The organism is Lysobacter terrestris (assembly GCF_014489475.1).
GTDB lineage: Bacteria > Pseudomonadota > Gammaproteobacteria > Xanthomonadales > Xanthomonadaceae > Agrilutibacter > Agrilutibacter terrestris.
Map to the genome: position 1 here is coordinate 1463113 of NZ_CP060820.1, position 22452 is coordinate 1485564.

General features: G+C 70.0%; 20 protein-coding genes. 11 read left to right on the forward strand and 9 right to left on the reverse strand.

Features of this window, described 5'->3' with window-relative positions; translation table 11 throughout:
- Positions 1-60: 60 nt before the first annotated feature.
- The gene (locus H8B22_RS06855; RefSeq protein ID WP_187713342.1) at positions 61-846 is read left to right on the forward strand and encodes a (S)-acetoin forming diacetyl reductase; all 786 of its coding nucleotides are present in this window, start codon (positions 61-63) and stop codon (positions 844-846) included.
- Between the two features lie 110 nt (positions 847-956).
- On the opposite strand, the gene H8B22_RS06860 is transcribed toward H8B22_RS06855, so the two are convergent.
- Both H8B22_RS06860 and H8B22_RS06865 read right to left on the reverse strand, forming a co-directional pair.
- Positions 957-4319 (reverse strand): hybrid sensor histidine kinase/response regulator, encoded by a 3363-nt coding sequence (locus tag H8B22_RS06860; RefSeq protein WP_187713343.1) that lies wholly within the window; start codon positions 4317-4319, stop codon positions 957-959.
- A gap of 409 nt (positions 4320-4728) precedes the next feature.
- On the reverse strand, positions 4729-6966 hold the full coding sequence (locus tag H8B22_RS06865) for a TonB-dependent receptor (RefSeq protein WP_187713344.1): 2238 nt from the start codon (positions 6964-6966) through the stop codon (positions 4729-4731).
- Positions 6967-7301: 335 nt separating this feature from the next.
- Between H8B22_RS06865 and H8B22_RS06870 the strand changes: the two genes are divergently transcribed.
- Positions 7302-8699: a GntP family permease gene (locus H8B22_RS06870; protein ID WP_187713345.1), complete on the forward strand. Its 1398-nt coding sequence runs from the start codon at positions 7302-7304 to the stop codon at positions 8697-8699.
- A 24-nt stretch (positions 8700-8723) separates the two neighbouring features.
- On the opposite strand, the gene H8B22_RS06875 is transcribed toward H8B22_RS06870, so the two are convergent.
- Positions 8724-9155 (reverse strand): hypothetical protein, encoded by a 432-nt coding sequence (locus H8B22_RS06875; protein ID WP_187713346.1) that lies wholly within the window; start codon positions 9153-9155, stop codon positions 8724-8726.
- Positions 9156-9238: 83 nt separating this feature from the next.
- Entirely contained in the window at positions 9239-9694 is a 456-nt protein-coding gene (locus H8B22_RS06880; RefSeq protein WP_187713347.1) for a YiiD C-terminal domain-containing protein, read from the reverse strand.
- A gap of 84 nt (positions 9695-9778) precedes the next feature.
- Between H8B22_RS06880 and H8B22_RS06885 the strand changes: the two genes are divergently transcribed.
- The 8 genes from H8B22_RS06885 (at position 9779) to H8B22_RS06920 (ending at position 14953) form a co-directional block, all read left to right on the forward strand.
- Positions 9779-10555 carry a uroporphyrinogen-III synthase gene (locus H8B22_RS06885; RefSeq protein WP_187713348.1) on the forward strand — a complete coding sequence of 259 codons (777 nt, stop codon included), beginning with the start codon at positions 9779-9781 and terminating at the stop codon, positions 10553-10555.
- Positions 10556-10582: 27 nt separating this feature from the next.
- Positions 10583-11542 (forward strand): tetratricopeptide repeat protein, encoded by a 960-nt coding sequence (locus H8B22_RS06890; protein WP_225876302.1) that lies wholly within the window; start codon positions 10583-10585, stop codon positions 11540-11542.
- A 57-nt stretch (positions 11543-11599) separates the two neighbouring features.
- Positions 11600-12862 (forward strand): heme biosynthesis HemY N-terminal domain-containing protein, encoded by a 1263-nt coding sequence (locus tag H8B22_RS06895; protein WP_187713349.1) that lies wholly within the window; start codon positions 11600-11602, stop codon positions 12860-12862.
- A gap of 57 nt (positions 12863-12919) precedes the next feature.
- Complete coding sequence (locus H8B22_RS06900; RefSeq protein WP_187713350.1) at positions 12920-13390, forward strand: hypothetical protein; 471 nt, start codon at positions 12920-12922, stop codon at positions 13388-13390.
- 45 nt (positions 13391-13435) lie between these two features.
- Positions 13436-13645 carry a hypothetical protein gene (locus H8B22_RS06905; RefSeq protein ID WP_187713688.1) on the forward strand — a complete coding sequence of 70 codons (210 nt, stop codon included), beginning with the start codon at positions 13436-13438 and terminating at the stop codon, positions 13643-13645.
- Between the two features lie 124 nt (positions 13646-13769).
- Positions 13770-13985, forward strand: a complete 216-nt coding sequence (locus H8B22_RS06910) for a DUF4287 domain-containing protein (protein ID WP_187713351.1) — start codon at positions 13770-13772, stop codon at positions 13983-13985.
- Positions 13986-14025: 40 nt separating this feature from the next.
- Entirely contained in the window at positions 14026-14502 is a 477-nt protein-coding gene (locus H8B22_RS06915; RefSeq protein WP_187713352.1) for a YegJ family protein, read from the forward strand.
- 61 nt (positions 14503-14563) lie between these two features.
- Positions 14564-14953 (forward strand): VOC family protein, encoded by a 390-nt coding sequence (locus tag H8B22_RS06920; RefSeq protein ID WP_187713353.1) that lies wholly within the window; start codon positions 14564-14566, stop codon positions 14951-14953.
- Positions 14954-15246: 293 nt separating this feature from the next.
- On the opposite strand, the gene H8B22_RS06925 is transcribed toward H8B22_RS06920, so the two are convergent.
- A complete protein-coding gene (locus tag H8B22_RS06925) occupies positions 15247-16524 on the reverse strand; it encodes an acetyl-CoA C-acetyltransferase (protein ID WP_187713354.1) in 1278 nt (425 codons plus the stop codon).
- Positions 16525-16719: 195 nt separating this feature from the next.
- Between H8B22_RS06925 and H8B22_RS06930 the strand changes: the two genes are divergently transcribed.
- Positions 16720-17619 carry a hypothetical protein gene (locus tag H8B22_RS06930; RefSeq protein ID WP_187713355.1) on the forward strand — a complete coding sequence of 300 codons (900 nt, stop codon included), beginning with the start codon at positions 16720-16722 and terminating at the stop codon, positions 17617-17619.
- 65 nt (positions 17620-17684) lie between these two features.
- Here the strand turns inward: H8B22_RS06930 and H8B22_RS06935 are convergent, their stop codons facing one another.
- The 4 genes from H8B22_RS06935 to H8B22_RS06950 form a co-directional block, all read right to left on the reverse strand.
- Entirely contained in the window at positions 17685-18251 is a 567-nt protein-coding gene (locus tag H8B22_RS06935) for a superoxide dismutase family protein (protein WP_187713356.1), read from the reverse strand.
- 83 nt (positions 18252-18334) lie between these two features.
- Complete coding sequence (ntrC, locus tag H8B22_RS06940; RefSeq protein ID WP_187713357.1) at positions 18335-19783, reverse strand: nitrogen regulation protein NR(I); 1449 nt, start codon at positions 19781-19783, stop codon at positions 18335-18337.
- Positions 19773-20864, reverse strand: coding sequence for a two-component system sensor histidine kinase NtrB (locus H8B22_RS06945; RefSeq protein WP_187713358.1), 1092 nt, complete (start codon positions 20862-20864; stop codon positions 19773-19775). The genes ntrC and H8B22_RS06945 overlap by 11 nt, the downstream gene beginning before the upstream one ends.
- Before the next feature lie 117 nt (positions 20865-20981).
- Positions 20982-22409, reverse strand: coding sequence for an ammonium transporter (locus H8B22_RS06950; RefSeq protein ID WP_225876303.1), 1428 nt, complete (start codon positions 22407-22409; stop codon positions 20982-20984).
- Positions 22410-22452 lie beyond the last annotated feature (43 nt).

Genomic DNA, 22452 nt, shown 5'->3' on the forward strand with positions numbered 1-22452 from the left:
TGGAGCGGCCGGCTCATCGGGCCGGCCAGCTCCAGGCAATCGCGAACAAGGAGAAATGACATGGCACGAACTGAAAATGGCAAGGTCGCTTTGATTACCGGTGGCGGCCAAGGCATCGGACAAGCCATCGCCGAACGGCTTTACGCCGATGGTTTCAAAGTGGCGGTGGCCGACTTGAATATCGAGAATGCGCGCAAGGTGGCCGATGCGCTTGGCGGAAAGCAGCGCGGCGCCCTTGCGATCCAGGTCGACGTCGCGGATCGGGACAGCGTGTTCGCCGCGGTCAACCATGCCGCGTCGGAGCTGGGCGGCTTCGACGTCATGATCAACAACGCTGGCATTGCGCCGGCATCCCCGATCGAAGAGATCACGCAGGAGAGCATCGATCAGCTCTTCTCCATCAACTTCAACGGTGTCGTCTGGGGCACGCAAGCGGCGGCCGCGGCGTTCCGGGCACTTGGACACGGCGGAAAGATCATCAGCGCAGCATCGCAGGCGGGGCACATCGGAAACCCCGGGATCGCGCTGTATTCGGCTTCCAAGTTCGCAGTTCGCGGTTTTTCGCAGACGGCGGCCCGGGACTTGGCGAAGGACGGCATCACCGTCAACACCTACGCCCCCGGCATCGTCAGGACGCCGCTGGTGGAAGACCTAGTGAAAAAGGCCGCGTCGGCCGCAGGCAAGCCCGAAGCCTGGGCGTGGGAGCAGTTCGCGAACGGTATTGCGCTCGATCGGCTGTCCGAACCATCGGAAGTGGCGGCTGTAGTCTCGTTCCTGGCAGGCGCCGATTCCAACTACATCACAGGTCAATCGATCCTTGTCGACGGCGGCATAGTGTTCAACTGACCCGGCGCAATCCGCCATGTCGTCAGATTCGAAATACTGCGTGCGCTCCAGCGGTGATCTGGAAGCGGGCTTTGGGTGTCCGCTTTGGGTCGAAAGCAGACCCTTGTTTCTTACGACACCGCCCTAGCCGCCAACAACCGATCCAGCACCGACTTCAACGCCAGCGGCTTGAGCGGCTTCATCAGCAGCGGCAATCCGGCTTCGTGCACGGCGCGGCGCACGGTTTCGGTGTGGTCTGCGCTGAGGATCACGGTGGGGCGGGCGCCGTGGCGGTCCTTCAGGCGTTCGTGCAGGGCGACGCCGGTGTCGTCGTCGAGGTGGTAGTCGAACAGCCAGGCGTCGGCAGGATCGCCGTGGATGGCGTTGGCCGCTTCGGTCTCGCGCGCGGCGGCGCTGACGCGGCAGCCCCAGCCTTCGAGCACGCGACGCAGGGCGTCCATGGCGAGCGGTTCGTTGTCGACGATCAGCACGTGCAGGCCGGGCAGGCGCGCGCGTGGCGACGGTGAGGCGACGGGTTCGCGCGCCTGCGCGGGCACGATCGGCACGCTCACCGCGAACATGGTGCCGCGGCCGGGTGCGCTGCGTAGGGTGAGCGGGGCATGCAGCAGCCCGGCGATGCGCTCCGCGATGGCGAGGCCCAGGCCGAGACCCTGCCCCGGCGCGTCGCCGCCGCGGCGGAACTCTTCGAAGATCAGTTGCTGCTGGTCGACGGCGATGCCGGGGCCGGTGTCGTGCACTTCGATGCGCAGGCTGCCGTTATCGTGCGCGCTGCCGTCGCGGCGCACGCCGAGCAGCACCCGGCCGCGCGCGGTGTAGCGCACGGCGTTGGCGAGGAAGTTCTGCAGCACGCGCCGCAGCAGTTGCGGGTCGGTGTCGATCCACAGCGCGCTGGGCACGTAGCGGAAGGCGAGGCCGCGTTCGGCGGCGAGGGCGCGGAACTCCGAGGCGAGCGGTTCGAGCACGTCGGCCAGCGGCAGCGCGCGGCGTTCGGGCACCAGGCCACCGGCTTCCAGGCGCGACATGTCGAGCAGGCCGGTGAGCAGGTCGGTGGTGGAGTCGAGCGCGCCGCGGATCTGATCGATGACTACGTGCTGGGTATCGGCTTCACGCGTCTGCGCCAGCGCGTCGGTGAACAGGTGCGCGGCGTGCAGCGGTTGCAGCAGGTCGTGGCCGATCGCGGCGAGGAAGCGGCTCTTGGCGTCGTTGGCGGATTCGGCTTCGCGCTTGGCCTGTTCGAGCAGGGTGGTGCGGTCGACGACGCGCTGCTCCAGCGTCTCGTTGGCCTGCAGCAGTTCGGCTTCGGCGCGGCGGAACGCGGTGACGTCGGTGAAGGTGGCGACGAAGCCGCCGCCGGGCATGGGGTTGCCGCGGATTTCGACGATGCTGCCGTCCGGGAACACGCGCTCGGACAGGTGCGGCGAGCCGGCGCGCATGAAGGCGAGGCGACGCGCGAGCGCCTGTTGCAGTGCGCCCTTGTGCGGCATGCGTTGCAACGTCCACGCGGAGAGCTCGGCGATGGGCGTGCCCACGCGCAGCAGCGTGTCGGGGTAGCCGAACAGTTGCGCGTAGCGGCGGTTCCAGGCGACCAGGCGCAGCTGCGCGTCGACCACGCTGATGCCCTGGCTCATGTTCTGCAACGCGGCCTCGAGCACGCGCTGGTTGAAGCGCAGGTCCTGCGCGGCGGTATCGACGATGGCGGCGACGGTGTCGAGGTCGTGGCCGTTGCCGCCTTCGCGGCGCGCGGCGTCGAGCAGCACGCGCGCGGAGGCCGAACCGAGCACGGCGGCGAGGTCGTGTTCCATCGCCGCTTCGATCGCGTGCGGCACGGCGCCGGTGGCGGGCGCGGTGGCGAGCAGCTCGGCGACGCGTTCGCGCGGGAGGAAGCGGCGACCGGCGTTGCGCAGGGTGGCGGCGTCGAGGCCGCGCGATTCGCGCCGCAGCGGCGCGGTGCGCCACACCGCGACGAGCGCGGTGACGAGCGTGCCGACGAACAGGCTGGCGCCGACCGCGCGGCCGAGGCGGCTCCAGCCGGTGAGGCCGAACAGGGCATCGGGCGCGAGCCATTGCGCGCCGAACGGACCCGCGCTCACCCACGCCGGGGTGACGCCGTGCGAGGAAGCCATCACCGGCAGCAGCAGGCACCACGCCCACACCGCGAAGCCGCCGACGATGCCGGCGATCGCCGCGCGCGGCGGCGTGTGCGGGCGCCACACCGCGAACGCGAGCGCGGGCGCGAGCGTCGCGAGTGCGGAGAAGCTCACCGCGCCGACATCGGCGAGCGCCGCGCTGCCGGCAACGGCGCGGCCGTACATCCACGCCAGCAGCATGATCGCGACGATGCCGACGCGGCGCAGCAGGCGCACCGCGCCGCGCAGGTCGCCGCTGTCGTCGCGCACCCAGGCGCGGCGCAGCAGCCCGGGCGCGAGCCAGTGGTTGCCGATCATCAGGCTCAGCGTGAGCGTGCTGACCACGACCATGCCGGTGGCCGCGCTGAGGCCACCGAGGAAGGCGAACAGGCCCAGGCCGGCGTGGCCCTGCGACAGCGGCAGGGCGAGCACGTACATGTCGGAGGACACGCCGGTGTTGCCGAGCAGGGCCTGCCCGGCGCGCGCGAGCGGCAGCACCGGCAGCGCGATCAGCACGAGGTAGAGCGGGAACAGCCAGCGCGCGGTGCGCACGTCGTGTTCGTCGCGGCACTCGACCACGGCGATGTGGAACTGGTGCGGCAGGATGAACATCGCGAAGGCGCCGAGCAGCACCAGCGGGATGAAGCCGCCGTCGTTGGCGATGGGTGCTGGCGTGGCGGTTGTCGTTGCCGGCAGGTCGCCCAGGCCCCACCAGACGAACGCGCCCAGCGCGAGCATGGCGCCCAGCTTCAACAACGATTCGAAGGCCATCGCCAGCACGAGGCCGCGGTTGTGCTCGGCGGCGCTGACGCGGCGCGTGCCGAACAGCATCGCGAACAATGCCATCGCCAGCGCGACGTAGAGGGCGATGTCCTGCCACGGCGGGACTTCGGCGGTGCCGCGGGTGTTGCCGCTGAGCACGGCGAAGCTCATCGCCATCGCCTTCAGCTGCAGCGCGATGTACGGGACCAGGCCGAGCGCGGCGACCAGGGTGACGGTGGCGGCGAGCCAGGTGTCCTTGCCCAGGCGCGTGGCGATGAGGTCGGCGATGGAGGTGGCGTTGGTTTCGCGCGCCAGTTTCACCAGCCGCACCATCAGCGCGGCGGCGAGCGCGTAGAGCAGGATCGCGCCGAGGAAGGTCGGCGGCAGCGGCCAGCCGTAACGCGCGGCCTGCGTCACCGTGCCGTAGAAGGTCCACGAGGTGCAGTGCACGGCGAGCGAGAGCGCGTAGACGTGCTTCCAGCGCGTGGCGAAGGCCTGCGGGTGGCGCTCGCCGTACAGCCCGGCCGCGAACAGCAGGCCCAGCCAGAGCAGCGCGGCGAAGAGGATCAGGCCGGCGTGGAGCATGGAGTCATCGGGTCAGGTGGTGCGGGCACGGAGCGAGGATAGCGTGCTGTTGTCCCGCGTCCGGCTTGTTGTTGCCCCTCGCCCCGCTGGCTGTTACCCCTCGCCCCGCTTGCGGGGTGAAGACGGGCGCTTATGCGCCACTGGCGCATGCCCGACTGAACGCCCTTGCGCTATGCGCAAGGGCTGGGGGCATAGCGAGGGACCGCGTTGCGCAGCAACGCAGGGTGAGGGGACGCGGCGTGAAAAATGCACAACGAGCAAAAGCGCCCCTCATCCGCCCTGCGGGCACCTTCTCCCCGCTATGCGGGGAGAAAGGAGTATGTCCGACTCCCTCGCCCGCTTCGAGGCAAAAAGAGGGCGCGACGGTGCCAATCTCACCGTCGCGCCCCGCCCACCGCAGAGAGAAACGTCAGAAGTCGTAGCGCGCCGTCAGCGAATACTGGCGCGGCGGACCATAGAAGCCGGTCAGCACGCCCAGCGCCGCCTGCAGGTTGTAGCCGGTGGTGCGGTATTCCTCGTCGGCCAGGTTGCTGCCGTTGAGCGAGAACGACCACGCATCGTTGAGGCGCCAGGTCACGCCGGCGTTGATCAGGCCGTAGCCGTCCTGGGTGATCGGCTGCGTCCTCGCGCCGGTAATCGGGTCGCGCACCACTTCGGTCGTGGCGACGACTTCGGACTGGTAGCTGTAGCCGACGCGCGCCGACAGGTTGCCGCCGTTGGCCAGGCCGGTGCGCCACTCCAGGTTGACCGCGCCCGAGAACTCCGGCGCATTGGTGATTTCCTGCTGGTTGGCGATGTTGACGCCCTTGAAGATGTACTCGTCGAACTTCGCGTCGAGCCACGCCAGGTTGCCCGAGATCGCCCAGTGTTCGCCCGGCAGCCACTGGTATTCGACTTCGGCGCCATTGATCGTGCCCGAACCGGCGTTGGTGAAGTCGCCGAAGAACGCATCGTCGGTGCCGTCGCCGTTGCTGTCGTAGGCGGTGAAGATCGACAACTGGATGTCGTCGTACTTGTTGTGGAACGCGGCGAGGTTCAGGAACAGGCTGTTGTCGAGGAAGGCCATCTTGCTGCCGACCTCGAAGCTGTCCACCTGCTCGTCCTGGAACGGGTCGGCCGAGCGCGGCACCGCGGTGGCCTGCGCACGGATGTTGTAGCCACCCGACTTGAAGCCGCGCGACGCCAGGCCGTACACCATGATGTCGTCGGTGACCTGGTAGTCGAGCGAGATCTTCGGCGAGGTGTTCTTGAAGTTGATGGTCTTGTCGAAGTTGGCCGCGACCGAGATCGGCGTGGTGAACGTCGCATCGCGATAGCCGCGGTTAAGCACGGTGGCGTGCTTGTCCTCGTCGGTGTAGCGCGCACCGACGTCGAGCTTGAGCTGCTCGGTCAGGTCGAAGGTCCAGTCGGCGTACAGCGCGATGCTCTCGGTCTGCACCTGGCCCTGGGTGTCGCCGAACAGCAGGTTGAAGAAGTTGTTGAGCACCTGGCCGCCGGCGTCGCCGTCGAACTTGTACAGGCCCATCACGCCGCGCGCGCGGCCACCGGCATCGAAGTTCGCCTGGATCTCGTGGCTGACCTGCTGGTCGGCATAGAACGCCTTGACGTCGGCGATCTTGGCCTGGGTGGTGTCGAAGTCGATGTTGGTCTCGGTATCGGACTCGCGCTTGGCCAGTACGTACTTGAAGGTCCAGTCGTCGTTGGCGCGCCAGTTCACCGTCATCGACGCGCCTTTCATCGTGGTGTCGTTGACGTTGGGCATGCCGTTGCGCACGTCGTAACGCGAATCCAGCGGCTGCACGCCGGGCACGAAGCGGTTGGGCGCCAGCATCTGCGCACCGCGCACGCCGGACTGGTCGTCCATCCAGTCGAAGGCGAACTGCACATCAAAGTTGTCGCCGGCGTACGCGCCGAGCTGGCCGCGCAGGGCGAGGATTTCCTTGTCGCTCACGTCCTGGTCGGTGACGATGTTCTGGCCGAAGCCGTCGCGGTTGAGGCTGGCCACGGCGATGCGGCCGCGCAGGCCGCTGTCGGCGCCGCCGATCGGGCCGCCGATCGCCGCCTTCACGTCGAGCTGGTTGTAGTTGCCGACGGTGACCGAGGCGTTGCCGTCGAATTCACGCGGCAGGCCGCGCGAGATGTACTTGATCGCGCCGCCGATGGTGTTCTTGCCGTACAGCGTGCCCTGCGGGCCGCGCAGCACTTCCACGCGCTCCACGTCGAACACGTCGAGCAGCGCGCCCTGCGGGCGGGCGATGTACACGTCGTCGAGGTAGATGCCGACGCCCGGGTCCACGCCCCACAGCGGATCGGACTGGCCGACGCCACGGATGTAGGCGGTGACCGTGCTGCTGGAACCGCGCGCGGCGTAGACGGTCAGGTTCGGCACCAGTGCGTCGAGGTCGCCGATGTCCTCGACGTTGAGCTTGTCGAGCGCGTCGGCGGTGAACGCGGTGACCGCGACCGGCACCGACTGCAGTGTTTCCTCGCGCTTGCGCGCGGTGACGGTGACGGCGCCGAGGTTGGTCGCCTTCGCTTCCTGCGTGCTTGCATCCGATGGAGCCGCGTCCTGCGCCCATGCCACCGGCGCGGCCAATGCCGATACCAGCACCGAACCGATCGCCAGACTCAGAACCTTGCGCTTCATCGCGTCCCCTCCTGCGGGTGCTGCGTAGATGTGCGGCGGGCCCCTCCCCACCGTTTGCGCAAGGCTAGGCCGGAGCTACGGGGGGTGGGCATCGTACGTTCGGACAATGGGCCGGACGGGGGCCAGTCGCGAGACTCGCTGCGCCGATCCGGCTGACCGACGCAGTTGACGGTTGCCGCATGGGCACGGCACACCACCGGGACGTCACCCCGGCGAACGCCGGGGTCCGGCTTTCTTCGGCGGTGCAAGGCTGGATCCCGGCGTTCGCCGGGAAGACGAGAACAGGAAGCCTCGGCGCTTCCAGAAGCGCGCCCCATCGGCGCCACGGAGCAATGATGTCCTTCCTGATCGTCCTGGCCGCGCTGTGCTTCCTCATGTACGTGGCCTACCGCGGCCACAGCGTGATCCTGTTCGCGCCGGTCGCGGCGCTGGGCGCGGTGCTGCTAACCGACCCGGCGCTGGTCGCGCCGATGTTCACCGGCCTGTTCATGGACAAGATGGTCGGCTTCCTCAAGCTGTACTTCCCGGTGTTCGTGCTCGGGGCCCTGTTCGGCAAGCTGATCGAGCTGTCCGGCTTCTCGCGTTCGATCGTGTCCGCCACCATCCGTGTGTTCGGTGCCGGCCGGGCGATGCTGTCGATCGTCGCGGTGTGCGCGCTGCTCACTTATGGCGGGGTGTCGCTGTTCGTGGTGGTGTTCGCGGTGTATCCGTTCGCGGCCGAGCTGTTCCGCCAGGGCAACATCCCCAAGCGCCTGATTCCCGGCACGATCGCGCTGGGCGCGTTCACCTTCACCATGGATGCGCTGCCGGGCACGCCGCAGATCCAGAACATCATCCCGACCGCGTTCTTCGGCACCGACTCGTGGGCCGCGCCGCTGCTGGGCGTGACCGGTTCGGTGTTCATCCTGATCGTCGGCCTGTCGTATCTCGAATGGCGCCGCCGCGTCGCGGTGAAGCGCGGCGAAGGCTATGGCGATGCCGCCACGCTCGTGAACGAACCGGCCGCCTACAGCGGTGCCGCGTTGGCGCATCCGCTGGTGGCGATCCTGCCGCTGGTACTGGTGGGCGTGAGCAACAAGCTGTTCACCGTGCTGATCCCGCAGTGGTACGGCGCCAGCCACGAATTCGTGCCCGCGGTGATGGGCAAGACCGCGCCGGTGGTGCAGGAAGTCTCCAAGGTCGCGGCGATCTGGGCGGTCGAGGGCGCATTGCTGGTCGGCATCGCCACGGTGCTGGCGTTCGCGTGGCAGCCGGTGCGCGCGAGCTTCGCCGAGGGCAGCAAGAGCGCGATCGGCGGTGCCCTGCTCGCCTCGATGAACACCGCCTCCGAATACGGCTTCGGCGCGGTGATCGCGGCGTTGCCCGGCTTCCTCGTCGTCGCCAATGCGCTGGCGGCGATCCCCGATCCGCTGGTGAACGAGGCGGTGACCGTCACCGCGCTCGCCGGCATCACTGGTTCCGCCTCGGGCGGCATGAGCATCGCGCTGGCGGCGATGGCCGACAGCTTCATCGCCAACGCGCAGGCGGCGGGCATCCCGATGGAAGTACTGCACCGCGTGGCCGCGATGGCCTCCGGCGGCATGGACACGCTGCCGCACAACGGTGCGGTCATCACCCTGCTGGCCGTCACCGGCCTCAGCCACCGCCAGTCCTACAAGGACATCTTCGCGATCACCGCGATCAAGACGCTGGCGGTGTTCGTGGTGATCGCGACGTATTACCTGACGGCCTGAGCCGCCGCGGGGTGGCCGGGGACGTTACTGCCCATCCCACAGGTCCGGCAGTTCGCCGGTCACCCACCATGCCTTGGCGTCGGTGTCCCAGCGCCAGGTTTCGCGGTAGCGCACGGTGCGCTCGGCCATGGTGTGGCGGTTGATCACGCCGATCTCGATGTCGCGCACGGCGGTGCCGGCGTCGAAGTCCGTGCTGGTGCCGACGTCGCGATAGGACGAGATCTGCACCTGCTTGTAGCGTTCCAGCTGCAGCGGCGTCGGCTGGTACTTCTCGCGCACCTTGGGGTCGATCAGGTTGAGCGCGCCCTCGAAATCGCCCCAGCGGATCGCGCCCGACCACGCATACACGGACTGGTCGAACTTGGTGCTCTGGTTGGCGACGGTGGCGCATGCCGCCAGCGCGAGCAGGCACAGCAGGACGAAGGCCGTGCGGAAGGCGTTGAACAGACGCGTCATGCGGGCAGCTCCTGGGGATCGGCCGGATCGGTTGCGCGCATCCTAACGCGACGGCGCGCGTGCCGCGGCCTGCCGCCGCGCCGTCACTTCAGTATCGCGACGTAGCGCGCGGTGAAATCGGTGGCCAGGCCGCCGTCGGGCAGGCGCGTGCACGCCGCCAGGCCGATGCGTGCGCGGCCGCGCGTGCGCAGGGTGTCGATGAAGGCGGCGGGATCGGCGTCGGCGGCGGGTTCGGCGACCACGTCGAGGTCGGCGAACAGCGGCGCGAGGTAGCGGATCTGGCTGTCGGCCACAAAGATGTCGGCGTGCAGGCCGGCGCGTTCGACCAGCAGGTTGACCACCCCCCACGAGGCCAGCGTCATCATCGAGGCCAGGCTGCCACCGAACGCGCAGCCCTTGTCGTTGACGTGCACCGCGAGCGGCGCGTGCAGCTGCAGGCGGTGGCCGTCGTAGCCGGCGATGCTCAGCTGCATCAGCGCGACCGGCGGCATCGATTGGTAATGGGCGAGCAGGCGTGCGAGTTCGGCGGCGTGGGGCATCGTTACGGCGGATCCTGGCAACGTCGGGATGTCGAGGTCTTCCAGCCAATGCGTGCGGACGATGGGGCCTAGTAAGCTGCGCGCATGAACCGGAGTGCCACCCCATCATGGTATGTGATCTCGCTGCGGCCTCGCGGTGAGCACGATGTACTGCGGCGTGCCGCGGCCAGGTACGGCGCCGGATTGATCGCGTTGTCGCCGTGGAAGCTGGTGCTGAAGGACGGTCCCGCCACGCATGCCGACCTGCGCGCGGCGCTGGCGGCCGCGGTGGTGGTTTTCACCAGTCCGACCGCGGTCCATGCCGCACGCGCATTGCAGCCCTTTGCGCCACGTCCCGGCCAGCACTGGTGCGCCGTGGGCGCGGGCACGGCCGCAGCGCTGCACGACGCCGGCGTCGGCGTCGGCGTCGGCACGGTGCACGCGCCGACGCGCATGGACAGCGATGGCCTGCTGGCCCTGCCCGTGCTGCAGGACGTCAGGGGTCGCGAGGTCGGACTGGTCACCGCGCCCGGCGGTCGCGGCGAGATCGCGCCGGCGCTGGAGGCGCGCGGCGCGCGAATCCTGCGTGCGGACGTGTACGGGCGCGAGCTGATCCCGCTGGATGCGGCGGCCGTGCACCAGGTGCAGGCCGCCGATGTTCCGCTGGCACTCGCGCTGAGCAGCGGTGAGGCTTTGCAGCGCGTGCTCGACGCAATCCCGGCCGGCGCGGCGGCGAAGCTGCGCAACGCCCATGTCGTTGCCGCGAGCGAACGGCTCTGCGTGCTGGCGAGAAGCCTGGGCTTCGGCGATGTTTCCGCCGCGAGCGGCCCGCGCCCGGACGATCTGCTGGCCGCGGCGGCGCGACGGCATCCGGTAGCATGAGAACCTGATCACACTTCGAGCCGCGCCGTGTCCGCTTTCCCCGAAGACACCTCCGCTCCACGCCGCCACCGCATCTGGCCCTGGCTGGTCGCGCTGGCCGTGCTCGCGTTCGCCGGCTACGCGGGCTGGCGCCAGTGGCATGCGCACGAACGCGCGGATGCCGAAGCCGCGCAGCAACAGGTGGCCGCGCTCTCCGAACGCCTGAACACCCTGCGCGCCGAGCAACGCTCGCACGCGCGCCGCTTGCAGCAGGCCGATTCGCTCAACCGCGTGCTGCGCGACGAACTCGACGGCATCACCCAACGCGCGGCCCTGCTCGAGGCCAGCGTGGAACGGCTCGCCGACCCCGATCGCCACGGCGCGCAGGCGCTGCGCCTGGACGAAACCGAGATGCTGCTGACCCTCGGCGGCCAGCGCCTGCAGATCGCCGGCGACCTCGACGGCGCGCGCCGCGCCTACGCGCTGGCGGCGGGCGTGCTCGAAGGCATCGACGATCCCGCCTACCTCAGCCTGCGCCAGACCCTGCTGCAGGAACGCACCGCGCTGGATGCGCTCGGCGCCGATCCGAAGGTCAAGGCGATCGCGCGACTCGACGCCTACGCGCAGGACGTGACCGCGCCTGCGCAGCGCGACGCGACCGCGCGCGCGAGCACCGCGCCGTGGTGGCGACGCGCCTTCGGCAACCTGCTGCAGGTGCAGCCCACCGATCGCGCCGTCGCGGTGCAGGCTGCGGACCGCGCGGCCGCACTGGCCGGGCTGCAGCTGGAAATCTCGCTGGCGCGCGTCGCCGCGGAACGCCGCGATGCGCCGGGCTACCGCGATGCGCTGCGTCGCGCCGACACCTGGCTGCAGCGGCTCGCGCCCGATTCGCAAGCACTCGCGCAACAGCGCGCGCAGTTGCAGGCGCTGGCTGCCCTGCCCCTTTCACTGACCGTTCCCACCCTGGGCAGCACGCTGCAACAGCTGCGCCAGCTGCGGGCGCGCTGAGGCACGCGCAACGCCGATCCACCCGCCGCTTCCATCCACGACCTCGAGTGCACGGCCATGAACCTGTTCCGCAACCTCCTGTTCTGGATCGCCCTCGCCCTGCTCGGCGCGCTGGTCGCGCAGTTGTTCGTGCAGGACCCCGGCTACGTGCTGGTGCGCTACGGCGGCACCGACTACAGCACCACGCTGGTCGGCGCGATGCTGGCGGTGGTGGCGTCGCTGCTGGTGCTGTGGCTGGCGTGGAAAGTGCTGAGCCTGCCGTTCGTGGCGCTGCGCCGGCATCGCAAGAAGCAGGCGCGCGCGCGTCTGACCGACGGCCTGCTCGCGGTCGAACACGGCCACTGGGCACGTGCGGAGAAGTCGCTGGTGCAGGCCGCGCAGAGCGATGAAGTCGCGACCATCGCCCAGCTCGCCGCGGCCCGCGCCGCGCAGCAGCGCGGCGATGCGGCGCAGGCGCAGCGCTACCTCGAACCGCTGGCGGCGAAGCAGCCGGCCGCGCACGCGATCGCCGTGGCCGAAGTGGCGCTGGGCGCCGGCCGCCCGGCCGATGCCTTGGCGGCGCTCGATGCGCCCGCCGCGCAACCGCTGCCGCCGCGCGGCGTGCTGCTGCGCGCCGACACGCTGGCGGCGATGGGCCGCGCTGGTGACGCCTACGGCCTGCTCGGCGCACTGCGGCAGCAACAGGTGCTCTCTGCCGACCAGCTCGCCGAACGCGAGGCGCGTTGGGCCGAAGCCGGACTTCGCGAAGCCGCGGACGCCAACGTCCTCGCCGACCGCTGGGAATCCTTGCCGAAACCGCTGAAGAGCGACGCGCGCACGGTCATCGCCTACGCCGAACGCGCCGCCGCGCTGCGCTGGGACGACGCGGCCGCCGGCAGCATCGAAGCGGCGCTGGATGCGAAGTGGGACGAGGCGCTGGCCACCGCCTACGGCCGCCTGCCGGTGCCGCAGGACCGCGCGCGCCTGGACACGCGCCGTGCCCACGCCGAACGCTGGCTGCAGGCGCGACCGATGAGCCCGGCCTTGCTCGTCACCCTGGCGCGCATCGCGCTGGCGCAGGGCCAGTGGCCGCAGGCCGAGGGCTACCTGCATCGCGCACTGGCGCAGGGCGCGGGCAGCGACGCATGGGAGGAACTGGGCCACGGCTTCGCCGCGATCGGCGACGAAGCACGCGCGCGCCGCAGCTACGTCAACGCATTGCGCGCGATCCGCGGCGACAGCGTCGACGAACTGCCCGGCCGCGACCTGCGGCAGAAGATCGCCGACCAGGCCGCGGTCGAGGAACGCGATGCGCATGGGGTGCCGCGCTTGCGGCAGTAGGAACGGTGCGAGTAGTTCTTCTCAGCCGCTGGGAAACCAACCAAGGGGATCGCGAAAATGCACGAGCTGGCCCATGTCGTCACGGTATTGGCCCTGCTGGCGTCCGGCGCGCTGTGGGGCGCGGCGTTGTACGACGCCGTGGTTCTTGCGCCCAACCTGCGCGGCGGGCCACAGGGACTGGAGCACGGCCGCCTGTTCATGGCTGCCGCTACGCCGGCCAACCTGTTCCGCGTCCTGTCGCCGGCCACACAGCTCCTGACCCTGCTCGCCATTGCGACGAACTGGGCCCATCCGACCGCCCGGTGGGCGCTGGTCATCGCGCTCGTGGCACTCGTGGCGAGCGACATCGTCACATTCAAGTACCACTACCCGCGCAACCGCCTGCTGTTCGGCGCGCCGCTTTCGGTTGCGCCGGAGAAGCTGGCCGTGACCGCACGGCAGTGGGCCTCCGGCAATCTGGTCCGGGTGGCCCTGGTCCTTGTTGCGTGGCTGGGCACGTTGACCGCGCTCCTGCGGTCGGCGGCCTGACAAACCTTTTCAACAGTTCAGGCGCCAGTCGCCCCAAGGAAACTCATGCAACCGAATGCAAAACCGTATCGAGCAGGTCACTGGGTTGTTGCGGGCACGATCCTGGGGACGTTTGTCGGCATCCTTTTCGGCAAGCTGGCGCTTGGAATGATCTTCGGCTTCTTTATCGGCGTGATGGTCGACTCGCATAAGCGAAAGGCTGCGGCTGCGCCCGCCGAAAAAGCGACGGATGGCCAGCAGGACCCCATGGGCTAACCGGGCGGCTCACGTCGAGTTCCGCATGTCGATTCCATGCATTCTCGTTCGTCCAATGGATAGGACCCAGGCCGAGCCAGTCGCCGGGGCTTGCGGCCTGATCCGATCCATAGCGAGAAAACTCATGACTACCGATGCCAAAGTTAAAGGGCCCGCCTCGTACTTCCCGTCCATTGAAAAGACCTACGGGCAGCCCGTTGCGCACTGGCTGAAGATTCTTGATTCCCTGAACGACAAGAAGCACATGGAGCAAGTGGCCTTTCTCAAGGCCACACATAAGATTGGCCATGGCCACGCCAATGCCCTTGTTGCGTACCACCGCTCCCGGCACGGAGCCTGACAGCCCGTTGGCCGAAACGCGTTCGCCAGAAAGGAAATTCATGCGTCTTGCTGTTGCGGTTGCCTTGGCCCTCCTGCCCATGCTCGCCTTCGCCCAGAAGACGGGCGATCAAATCGTTCGCGTGGCGGGTGAAGACACGGAAATGAATGCGGCCATCGCCAAGGCACGGGGCTCGCTCGATGAGTTCCTCGCCCTGTCGCGCAAACCACCCAAGGGCGCCAGGAACTTCAAGCTGAAGGTGAAATTCTCCGACGCGAACGGCAACGAACACATGTGGGTGGTCCCCTTCAAGCAACACGGGGATGACTTCAGCGGCACCCTGGCCAACGAGCCCGAAATGGTCCGCACTGTGCAGGCGTGGCAGACCGTTCGCTTCAGCCGCGCCGACATCACCGACTGGGGCTACGAGCGCGACGGCAAGCAGTTCGGGAGCTTCACCGTCTGCGTGATGCTCACGCGCATGCCGGCCGAGGAGGCGCGCGCCTATGACGCGTATGGCTTCCAGTGCCAGGACTGACCATCGAAGCCGGAGCCGTTGCGCCCGCACTTGATTCGGGCAACAAGCCGCAGGTGAACCCATGAAGCGCACCTGGACCATCATCGGCGTGGCCGATGTCGCACGCAGCAGCGACTGGTACCAGTCGCTGCTCGGGCTGCCCGCGACGGCGCCCGCCCATTCCTACTTCGGGCAACTCCTCGACAGCGACGGGACCGTGCTGCTATGCCTGCACCAATGGGGCGCGCACGAGCATCCGACCCTGGCGAGCCCGGCGCATGCGCAGCCGGGCAACGGCCTGCTGCTGTTCTTCCGCGTGGACGATTTCGACGCGGCGCTGCCGCGGGCGCGTGCCCTCGTCGATCGCCTCGCGGAGGAGCCGCAGGTGAATCCCAACACCGGCACCCGCGAGTTCGCGCTGCGCGACCCGGACGGTTACTACGTGATGGTCAGTGCGCTGGCTGCGGACTGAGATTCTTGAGGCCGCGTCCGCAAACGACGACGCAAGGCAGCGCCAACGCCCCCTCACCCTGCGTTGCTACGCAACGCGGTCCCTCGCTATGCCCCTGCCCTTGCGCTCAGCGCAAGGGCGTTCAGTCGGGCGTGCGCCAGTGGCGCACAAGCGCCCGCCTTCACCCCGCAAGCGGGGCGAGGGGTTCTTGCTGGCTCCTTCTTCCGCAACCCGCTGGGATTCGCCGGCGCGACGGGATCGCGAAAATGAAAAGGGCGCCGCTGGCGCCCTTTCCTTACTGCTCGCGGATGACCTTACCGCTCGAGGATGGCGACCACGCCCATCCCGCCCGCGGTGCAGATCGAGACCAACGCGCGGCCGCCCCCGCGTTCCTTCAGCTGCTTGGCAGCGGCGGCGACGATGCGCGCGCCGGTTGCGGCGAAGGGATGGCCGGCGGCGAGCGAGGAACCGATCGGGTTGATCTTGGCCGGGTCGATGCGGCCCAGCGGCGCGTCGAGGCCGAGGCGGTTCTTGCAGTACTCCTCGCTCTCCCATGCACGCAGCGTGCACAGCACCTGCGCGGCGAAGGCTTCGTGGATCTCGTAGATGTCGAAGTCCTGCAGGGTGAGGTTGTTGCGCTTGAGGATCTCGGCGACGGCCACGGTCGGCGCCATCAGCAGGCCTTCGCCGTGGACGAAGTCGACCGCGGCGACCTGCGCGTCGACCAGGTGGCACAGCACTTCATGGCCGTGCGCGGCGGCCCACTCGTCGGTGGACAGCAGGCAGGCGGAGGCGCCGTCGGTGAGCGGGGTGGAATTGCCGGCGGTGAGCGTGCCGCGGCCGGAGGTCTTGTCGAACGCCGGCTTCAGCGAGGCCAGCTTCTCCAGCGTGGTGTCGGGGCGCAGGATGTTGTCGCGCGACACGCCGCGGAAACTCACCACCAGGTCGTCGAAGAAACCGCGGTCGTACGCGGCGGCGAGCTTCTTGTGCGAGGACAGCGCCCACTCGTCCTGCGAGTCGCGGGCGATGTTCCATTCCTTGGCCATGTCCTCGCAGTGGTCGCCCATCGACTTGCCGGTGCGCGGCTCGGCCACGCCAGGGAAGTCGGGCTTGAGTTCGCGGAAGCTGAAGCCCTTGAACGCGCGCAGCTTGTCCTTCAGCGTCTTGGCCATCGCGGCGTTGAGCAGGCGGCGACGCAGCTGCTTGCCGTAGACGATCGGCACGTCGGAGGTGGTGTCGGAACCACCGCCGACGCCGACCTCGATCTGCCCGGTGGCGATCTTGTTGCCGACCAGGATGATCGAATCCAGCGAGGTGCCGCAGGCGCGCTGCAGGGTGATGCCCGGCGTCAGCGGCGACAGGCCCGAGGACAGCGTCGCCTCGCGGCCGAGGTTCCAGTCGCTGGAGTGCTTGATCACCGCGCCCATCGCGACTTCGCCCAGCTGCTGCCCGTGCAGGCCGAACTTCTCGACCAGCGCGCCCAGCGTGCGCACCGACATGCCGAGGTTGCCGACGTCCGCGTAGGCGGTGTTCTGGCGGCAGAACGGGATACGGACGCCGCCGAGCACGGCAACGGGACGGATGGGTCGCATCGGGCACCTTCGAGGTTGGGGACGAGGCCGCGCCGGCGGCGGACCGGCATCGTCAGGGGCTGCACCACCCGCCATACTCTTGCGGACGGTGATAATGACCGCGAGTGTAGCGCCGCCTTCGCGGCGCGACCAACCACGCCGCGACTGCTGTTCCAGGTCCCGTTCCGTTCCCGCCTTCGAGCCCGCACCGACCGCATGAGTTCCGACGCCACTTCCCGCCCCGATGCGGCCCCGCCGCTCCACGTCCTGGGCGCGCTGGCGCTGGAACTGCGCGGCGACGCGCCGGTGGCGCAGGCCGCGCTCGCACAGGCGGACGCGGGCGAACTGGCGGCGCACATCGCCCGCGACCTGGCGACGTTCGCGCCCGACGCGGCGAAGCTGCAGCTGGTGACGGTGGGCGCGCATTACGACCCGGTGGAACTGCTGCGCCCGGGCTGGGCCCTGCACCGCGAGCTGGACCAGCTGGCGGCGCGCGCGCCCGGCGATGCGGCGGGCCGGATCATCGCCTTCGGTGCGCACGCCGAACAGCTACCCGGCGCGCTGGCGCCGTCGCCGGACCACTACGGCGGGCCGCTGCGGCTGGTGCCCTTCGTCCTCGGTGGCGATGCCGACGTGGTCGCGGGCGTGGGCGACCGCTTCGAACGCGAGCTGATCGAGAAGGGCATGGCCGGCGCGGCGACCGCGCTGGCCGCGCAGGAAGCGTTCGGCGTCGAGATCGAACACGCGCGCTACCTCACCGCGCACGACCTCGCCGCGATGACCGCGCTGCAGTACGAACACGCCGGCCTGGCGCCGCTGTGGCCGCTGCTGGAAACCGCCCTGCTCGATCCCGACGGCGAAGCCTGGCTGGACGCGCCGCCCGAACCGCTGGTGCACTACGCCGACGGCGAGGCGCGCATCGCGCTGTTCGAACCGCGCGCGTGGAAGCAGCGCTACGCCGACGAAGCGCCGTGCGACACGCCCGAATGCCGCGAGAAGCTCGAACGCCGGCACCAGCATTTCCTCGCCCGCCAGCGGCAGATCGCCGCGGTGCTGGGCGCGCACGGAGTGCCCGTGCATTTCGTGCATTGCGCCGAAGCCAGCGCCGACCTGTAGGGCGGGCCAGGCCCGCCACAGCCGACGCTGCAATGCGGGACCCGGCCGGTAGGCCGGGACCCACCCTACGGCAGCAGCTTGATCACTCCGCAGGCGACGCGCGCGCCGGCGTTGCCGGCTGGCTGCGACGCGTAGTCGTCGGGCGCGGCGTGGACGACGATGGCGCGGCCGCCGATGTCGGTGGCGCCACCACCGAGGGTGACGCCGAGCGCGCGCACGTCGACGCGGGCGACGCCGTTGCCGTCGGCGACGATGTTGTCCATGTCGCCGCCGTGGTGCGGACCGCTGCCGGCGCGGCCGTGCGCCTGTTGCGCCGGGTTGAAGTGGCCGCCGGCGCTGGTCGCATCGGCCGCGCTGCAGTCGCCCTTCTCGTGGATGTGGATCGCGTGCGTGCTGCCGCGCGCCAGGCCGCCGATCTCGCCGCTGACGCGCACACCGCCGGCGATCGGGGCGATGTCGAGCTTGCCGCTGATCAGGCTGCCGGACGCGGGCGTCAGGGTGACGGTGGCGCCGCTCGCGGTGGAGGCTGCTTCACCGGCGCGGGCCGTGGTGTGCGACGGCGTGGTGCTGCACGCGGCGAGGCCGACGAGGCCGGCGACGGCCAGGCTGCGGCGAAGGAGGACGGTGGACATCGGGCGCTCCCGTGGACGAGAAGCGTCCGAATCTAGCCCATGCCTGCTTTGCCGCGTGTGTGCGTTCCGTAATGCGGCGCCGCTCAGCGCGGCTTGCGCCCGGCGCCGAGCTTGCGCGTCAGCGTGTTGCGGCCCAGGCCCAGCCGCGCTGCGGCTTCGGTGCGGCGGCCGCCGGTGTGTTCCAGCGCGGCTTCGAGCAGGGCACGGTCGAAGCGTTCGCGCGCCCGCGCGTGGATGTCCTCGCGCCCGTCCGCGAGCTGCGCGCGCGCCCACTGCGCGAGCGCCCCGTCCCAGTCGTCGCGGCCCGTGGCCGCGCGCACCGGCGCGGTGGCGGCGGGCAACGCGGCGTCGACATCGGCCGGGCCGATGTTCTCGCCCGGCGCCAGCGCGGCCAGGCGCCAGCACAGGTTCTCGAGTTCGCGCACGTTGCCGGGCCAGTCGTGCGCGAGCAGGCGCTCGAGCGCGGCCTTGCCCAGGCGCTTGGGCGGGGTGTCGAAGCGACGCGCCGCGGCGGCGAGGAAGCGCGTGGCCAGCAGCGGCACGTCGTCGCGGCGTTCGCGCAGCGGCGGCAGGCGCAGGCGCACCACGTCGAGGCGGTGCAGCAGGTCGGCGCGGAATCTTCCGTCCGCCACCAGCGTTTCCAGGTCCTGGTGCGTGGCCGCGATCACGCGCACGTCGACGCGGATCAGCTCGCGGCCACCAACGCGGAAGAATTCGCCTTCGGCGAGCACGCGCAGCAGCCGCGTCTGCAGCGGCAACGGCATGTCGCCGATCTCGTCGAGGAACAGCGTGCCGCCGTTGGCCTGCTCGAAGCGGCCAGGGTGGCGGCGGGTCGCGCCGGTGAACGCACCGGCTTCGTGGCCGAACAGTTCGCTCTCCAGCAGCTCGGCGGGAATCGCGGCGGTGTTGAGGGCGACGAAGGGCTTGCTGGCGCGCGGCGATTCGCGGTGCAGGGCGCGGGCGACGAGTTCCTTGCCGGTGCCGGTTTCGCCGGTGATGAGCACCGACAACGGCGCCTGGGCGAGGCGGCCGATGGCGCGAAACAGCGCGCGCATCGCCGGGGTGGTGCCGACCAGTTGCGGTTCGGCCGCGTCGTGGCCGTGGTCCGTGGCGGGATCGGATCCCATGCCCGCACTTCCGTGTGCGAGCAAAGAGTCATTACGCAAAGGCAGGGTGCGACCGGCCAATGCAACCGCGTCGTCGAGGTCGAAGGGCTTGGACAGGAACTCGTGCGCGCCGCCGCGGAACGCGCCCGCGGTGCTGGCGACGTCGGTGTACGCGCTCATCACGATCACCGGCAACTCCGGATGCGCGGCCTTGAGTTTCTCCAGCAGCACCAGGCCGTCGTCGCCGGGCATGCGCACGTCGGTGAACAGCAGGTCCGGCACCGCGCGCGTGCGCAACGCCGCCAACGCATCGGCAGCGTTTTCGAAGCCGTCGACTTCGTAGCCTTCGTCGCGCAACGCGGTGGCGAGCACGAAGCGCACGCTGCGGTCGTCGTCGACGATCCAGATGCGGGCGTCACGCGGCATGTGGGTTGTCCTCGGTGGCGTGCGACTCGGGTTCGATCGGCATCGGCAGCAGCAGGGTGAACACGGTGTGCCCCGGCCGCGAGCGGTACACCAGCGAGCCGCCGTGTTCGCGCGCGACCTGCTGTGCCAGCGCGAGGCCGAGCCCGGTGCCTTCGGCGCGGCCGGTGACCAGCGGCAGGAACAGGCGTTCGGTCAGCTCCTCCGGCACGCCGCGGCCGTCGTCGCTGATCTCCAGGCGCAGCGCCAGCGGATGCGCTTCGTCGCCGATGCGCACGCCGTGCTCGGCGCGGGTGCGCAGGGTGACGTTGGCCGCGCCGGCCTCGATCGCGTTGCGCACCAGGTTCCACGCCGCCTGGGTGAGGCGGTCGGCGTCGCCGGTAAGTTCGGGCAGGCTCGGGTCGTAGTCGCGCACCAGTCGCACCGCCCAGCCGGCGTCGGCTTCGGCCAGGCGCAGCACGCGTTCGAGCACGGCGTGGATGTTGAGCGGTTCGTGCGGGCGCGCCGGCGTGGGCGAGAGCAGGCGGTCGAGCAGCGCGGTCAGGCGCGCGACTTCGCTTTCGATCAGCACGACGAGTTCGCGCGAATCGCGATCGTCCTCGCTGTGGGCGGCGATGCGGCGCGCGAGCAGTTGCGCGGCACCCTTGAGGCCGGCGAGCGGGTTGCGCAGTTCGTGGGCGAGGCCCTTCAGCGCCGCGGACAGGGCCGAGGGCAAGGCGACCGCGGGATCCTCGCCGGGGAATTCGTCGACCGGGTGCGCCTCGAACAGCCAGCCGCCGTCGCCGCGCGAGAGGCGCACGTCGGCGAAGCGCGGCTCGTCGTGGCCCGGGAACGCGAACGCCAACCGGCGCAGGCGGGCGAAGTCGCGCAGCGCGGGGGCCTCGCCGTCGCCATCGGCGAGCACGCGGGCGAGCAATTCGCCGTCCACTTCCAGCGCCGCCAGCGGCACGCCCGGCAGGCGCCGGCTGCTGACCCCGAGCCAGCGCGCCAGCGCCAGGTTGGCGCCGACGATGGTGCCGGCGGCATCGGTCCAGGCCACCGGGGTGGTCAGCTGGTCCAGCAGGGGCGCGGTGGGCTCGGGCATTGCACCAATATAGTGCAGGGAGCGCGCGGACGCGGATCCGGACGCTCCTGCGGTGTGTGGTTCATGCGGGAACCGCCGCCCGGTGCGGGCCGGGCGGCGGAGCGGAGCGCGATGCGCTCAGTTCTCGTACGCGGTCTCGCCGTGCGAGCTGATGTCGAGGCCCTCGCGCTCGGCTTCCTCGTTGACGCGCAGGCCGACCGTGTACTTCACGATCAGGAAGGCGACCAGCGCCACGCCGCCCGACAGCGCGACCGTCACGCCCACGCCCTGCAGCTGGATCCACACCTGCGCGGCGATGTCGTAGTCGGGCAATGCGGTCTCGGTGACGTAGTCCCAGATGCCCGAGCCACCGAGCGACGGCGCCGCGAACACGCCGGTCAGCACCGCGCCGAGGATGCCGCCCAGGCCGTGCACGCCGAACACGTCGAGCGCATCGTCCGCGCCGAGCAGGCGCTTCAAACCGCCCACGCCCCACAGGCAGACCACGCCCGCGACCGCGCCGATCACCAGCGCGCCGCACAGGCCGACGAAGCCCGCGGCCGGGGTGATCGCGACCAGGCCCGCGACCGCACCCGAAGCCGCACCGAGCATCGACGGCTTGCCCTTGCCGAGCCACTCCACCGCGGTCCAGCCCAGCACCGCCGCGGCGGTGGCGAGGAAGGTGTTGACGAAGGCCTGCGCGGCGACGGCATTGGCTTCCAGCGCCGAACCGGCATTGAAGCCGAACCAGCCCACCCACAGGATCGAGGCGCCGACCATGGTCTGGGTCAGGTTGTGCGGCTTGATCGCCTCGCGGCCGTAACCGATGCGCTTGCCGGTGAGGTACGCGCCGACGAGGCCGGCGACCGCCGCGTTGATGTGAACGACAGTGCCGCCGGCGAAATCCAGCGCGCCCTTGGCGAACAGGTAACCCGACGCCGCAAGCACGCCCGGCACCGCCTCGTTGCTGGTGAACGCATCCGGGCCCGGGAAGAACCACACCATGTGCGCCATCGGCGCGTACGCGAAGGTGAACCAGAGCACGGTGAACAGCAGCACGCCGGCGAACTTCACCCGCTCGGCGAACGCGCCGACGATCAACGCGCAGGTGATGCACGCGAACGCGCCCTGGAACACGAAGAACACCAGTTCCGGGATCACCACGCCCTTGGTGAAGGTCGCCGCCATCGCGCTGGCAGTGAGGCCGTTGCCGAACAGGCGGTCGAAGCCGCCGACGAAGGCATTGCCCGGGGTGAAGGCCAGCGAGTAGCCGTACAGCACCCACAGCACCGCCACCAGCGCGAACACCAGCAGGCACTGCATCAGCACCGACAGCACGTTCTTGCTGCGCACCAGGCCGCCGTAGAACAGCGCGAGGCCCGGCAGAGTCATGAAGATCACCAGCGCCGAGCACACCAGCAACCAGGCGATGTCGCCCTTGTTGGCAACCGGTGCGGCGGCCTGCGCAACCGTTGCCGCCGCGTCCTGGGCGTAGGCGCTGGCGGGCAGCAGCAGCGCCGCGAGCGACGCCAGCACTGTCGCCGTTGCGCCTTTCGTCCGTGTCATGGCACCTGGGGCGTCCCGCATGGGTTCCGTCGTGTTCATCCCG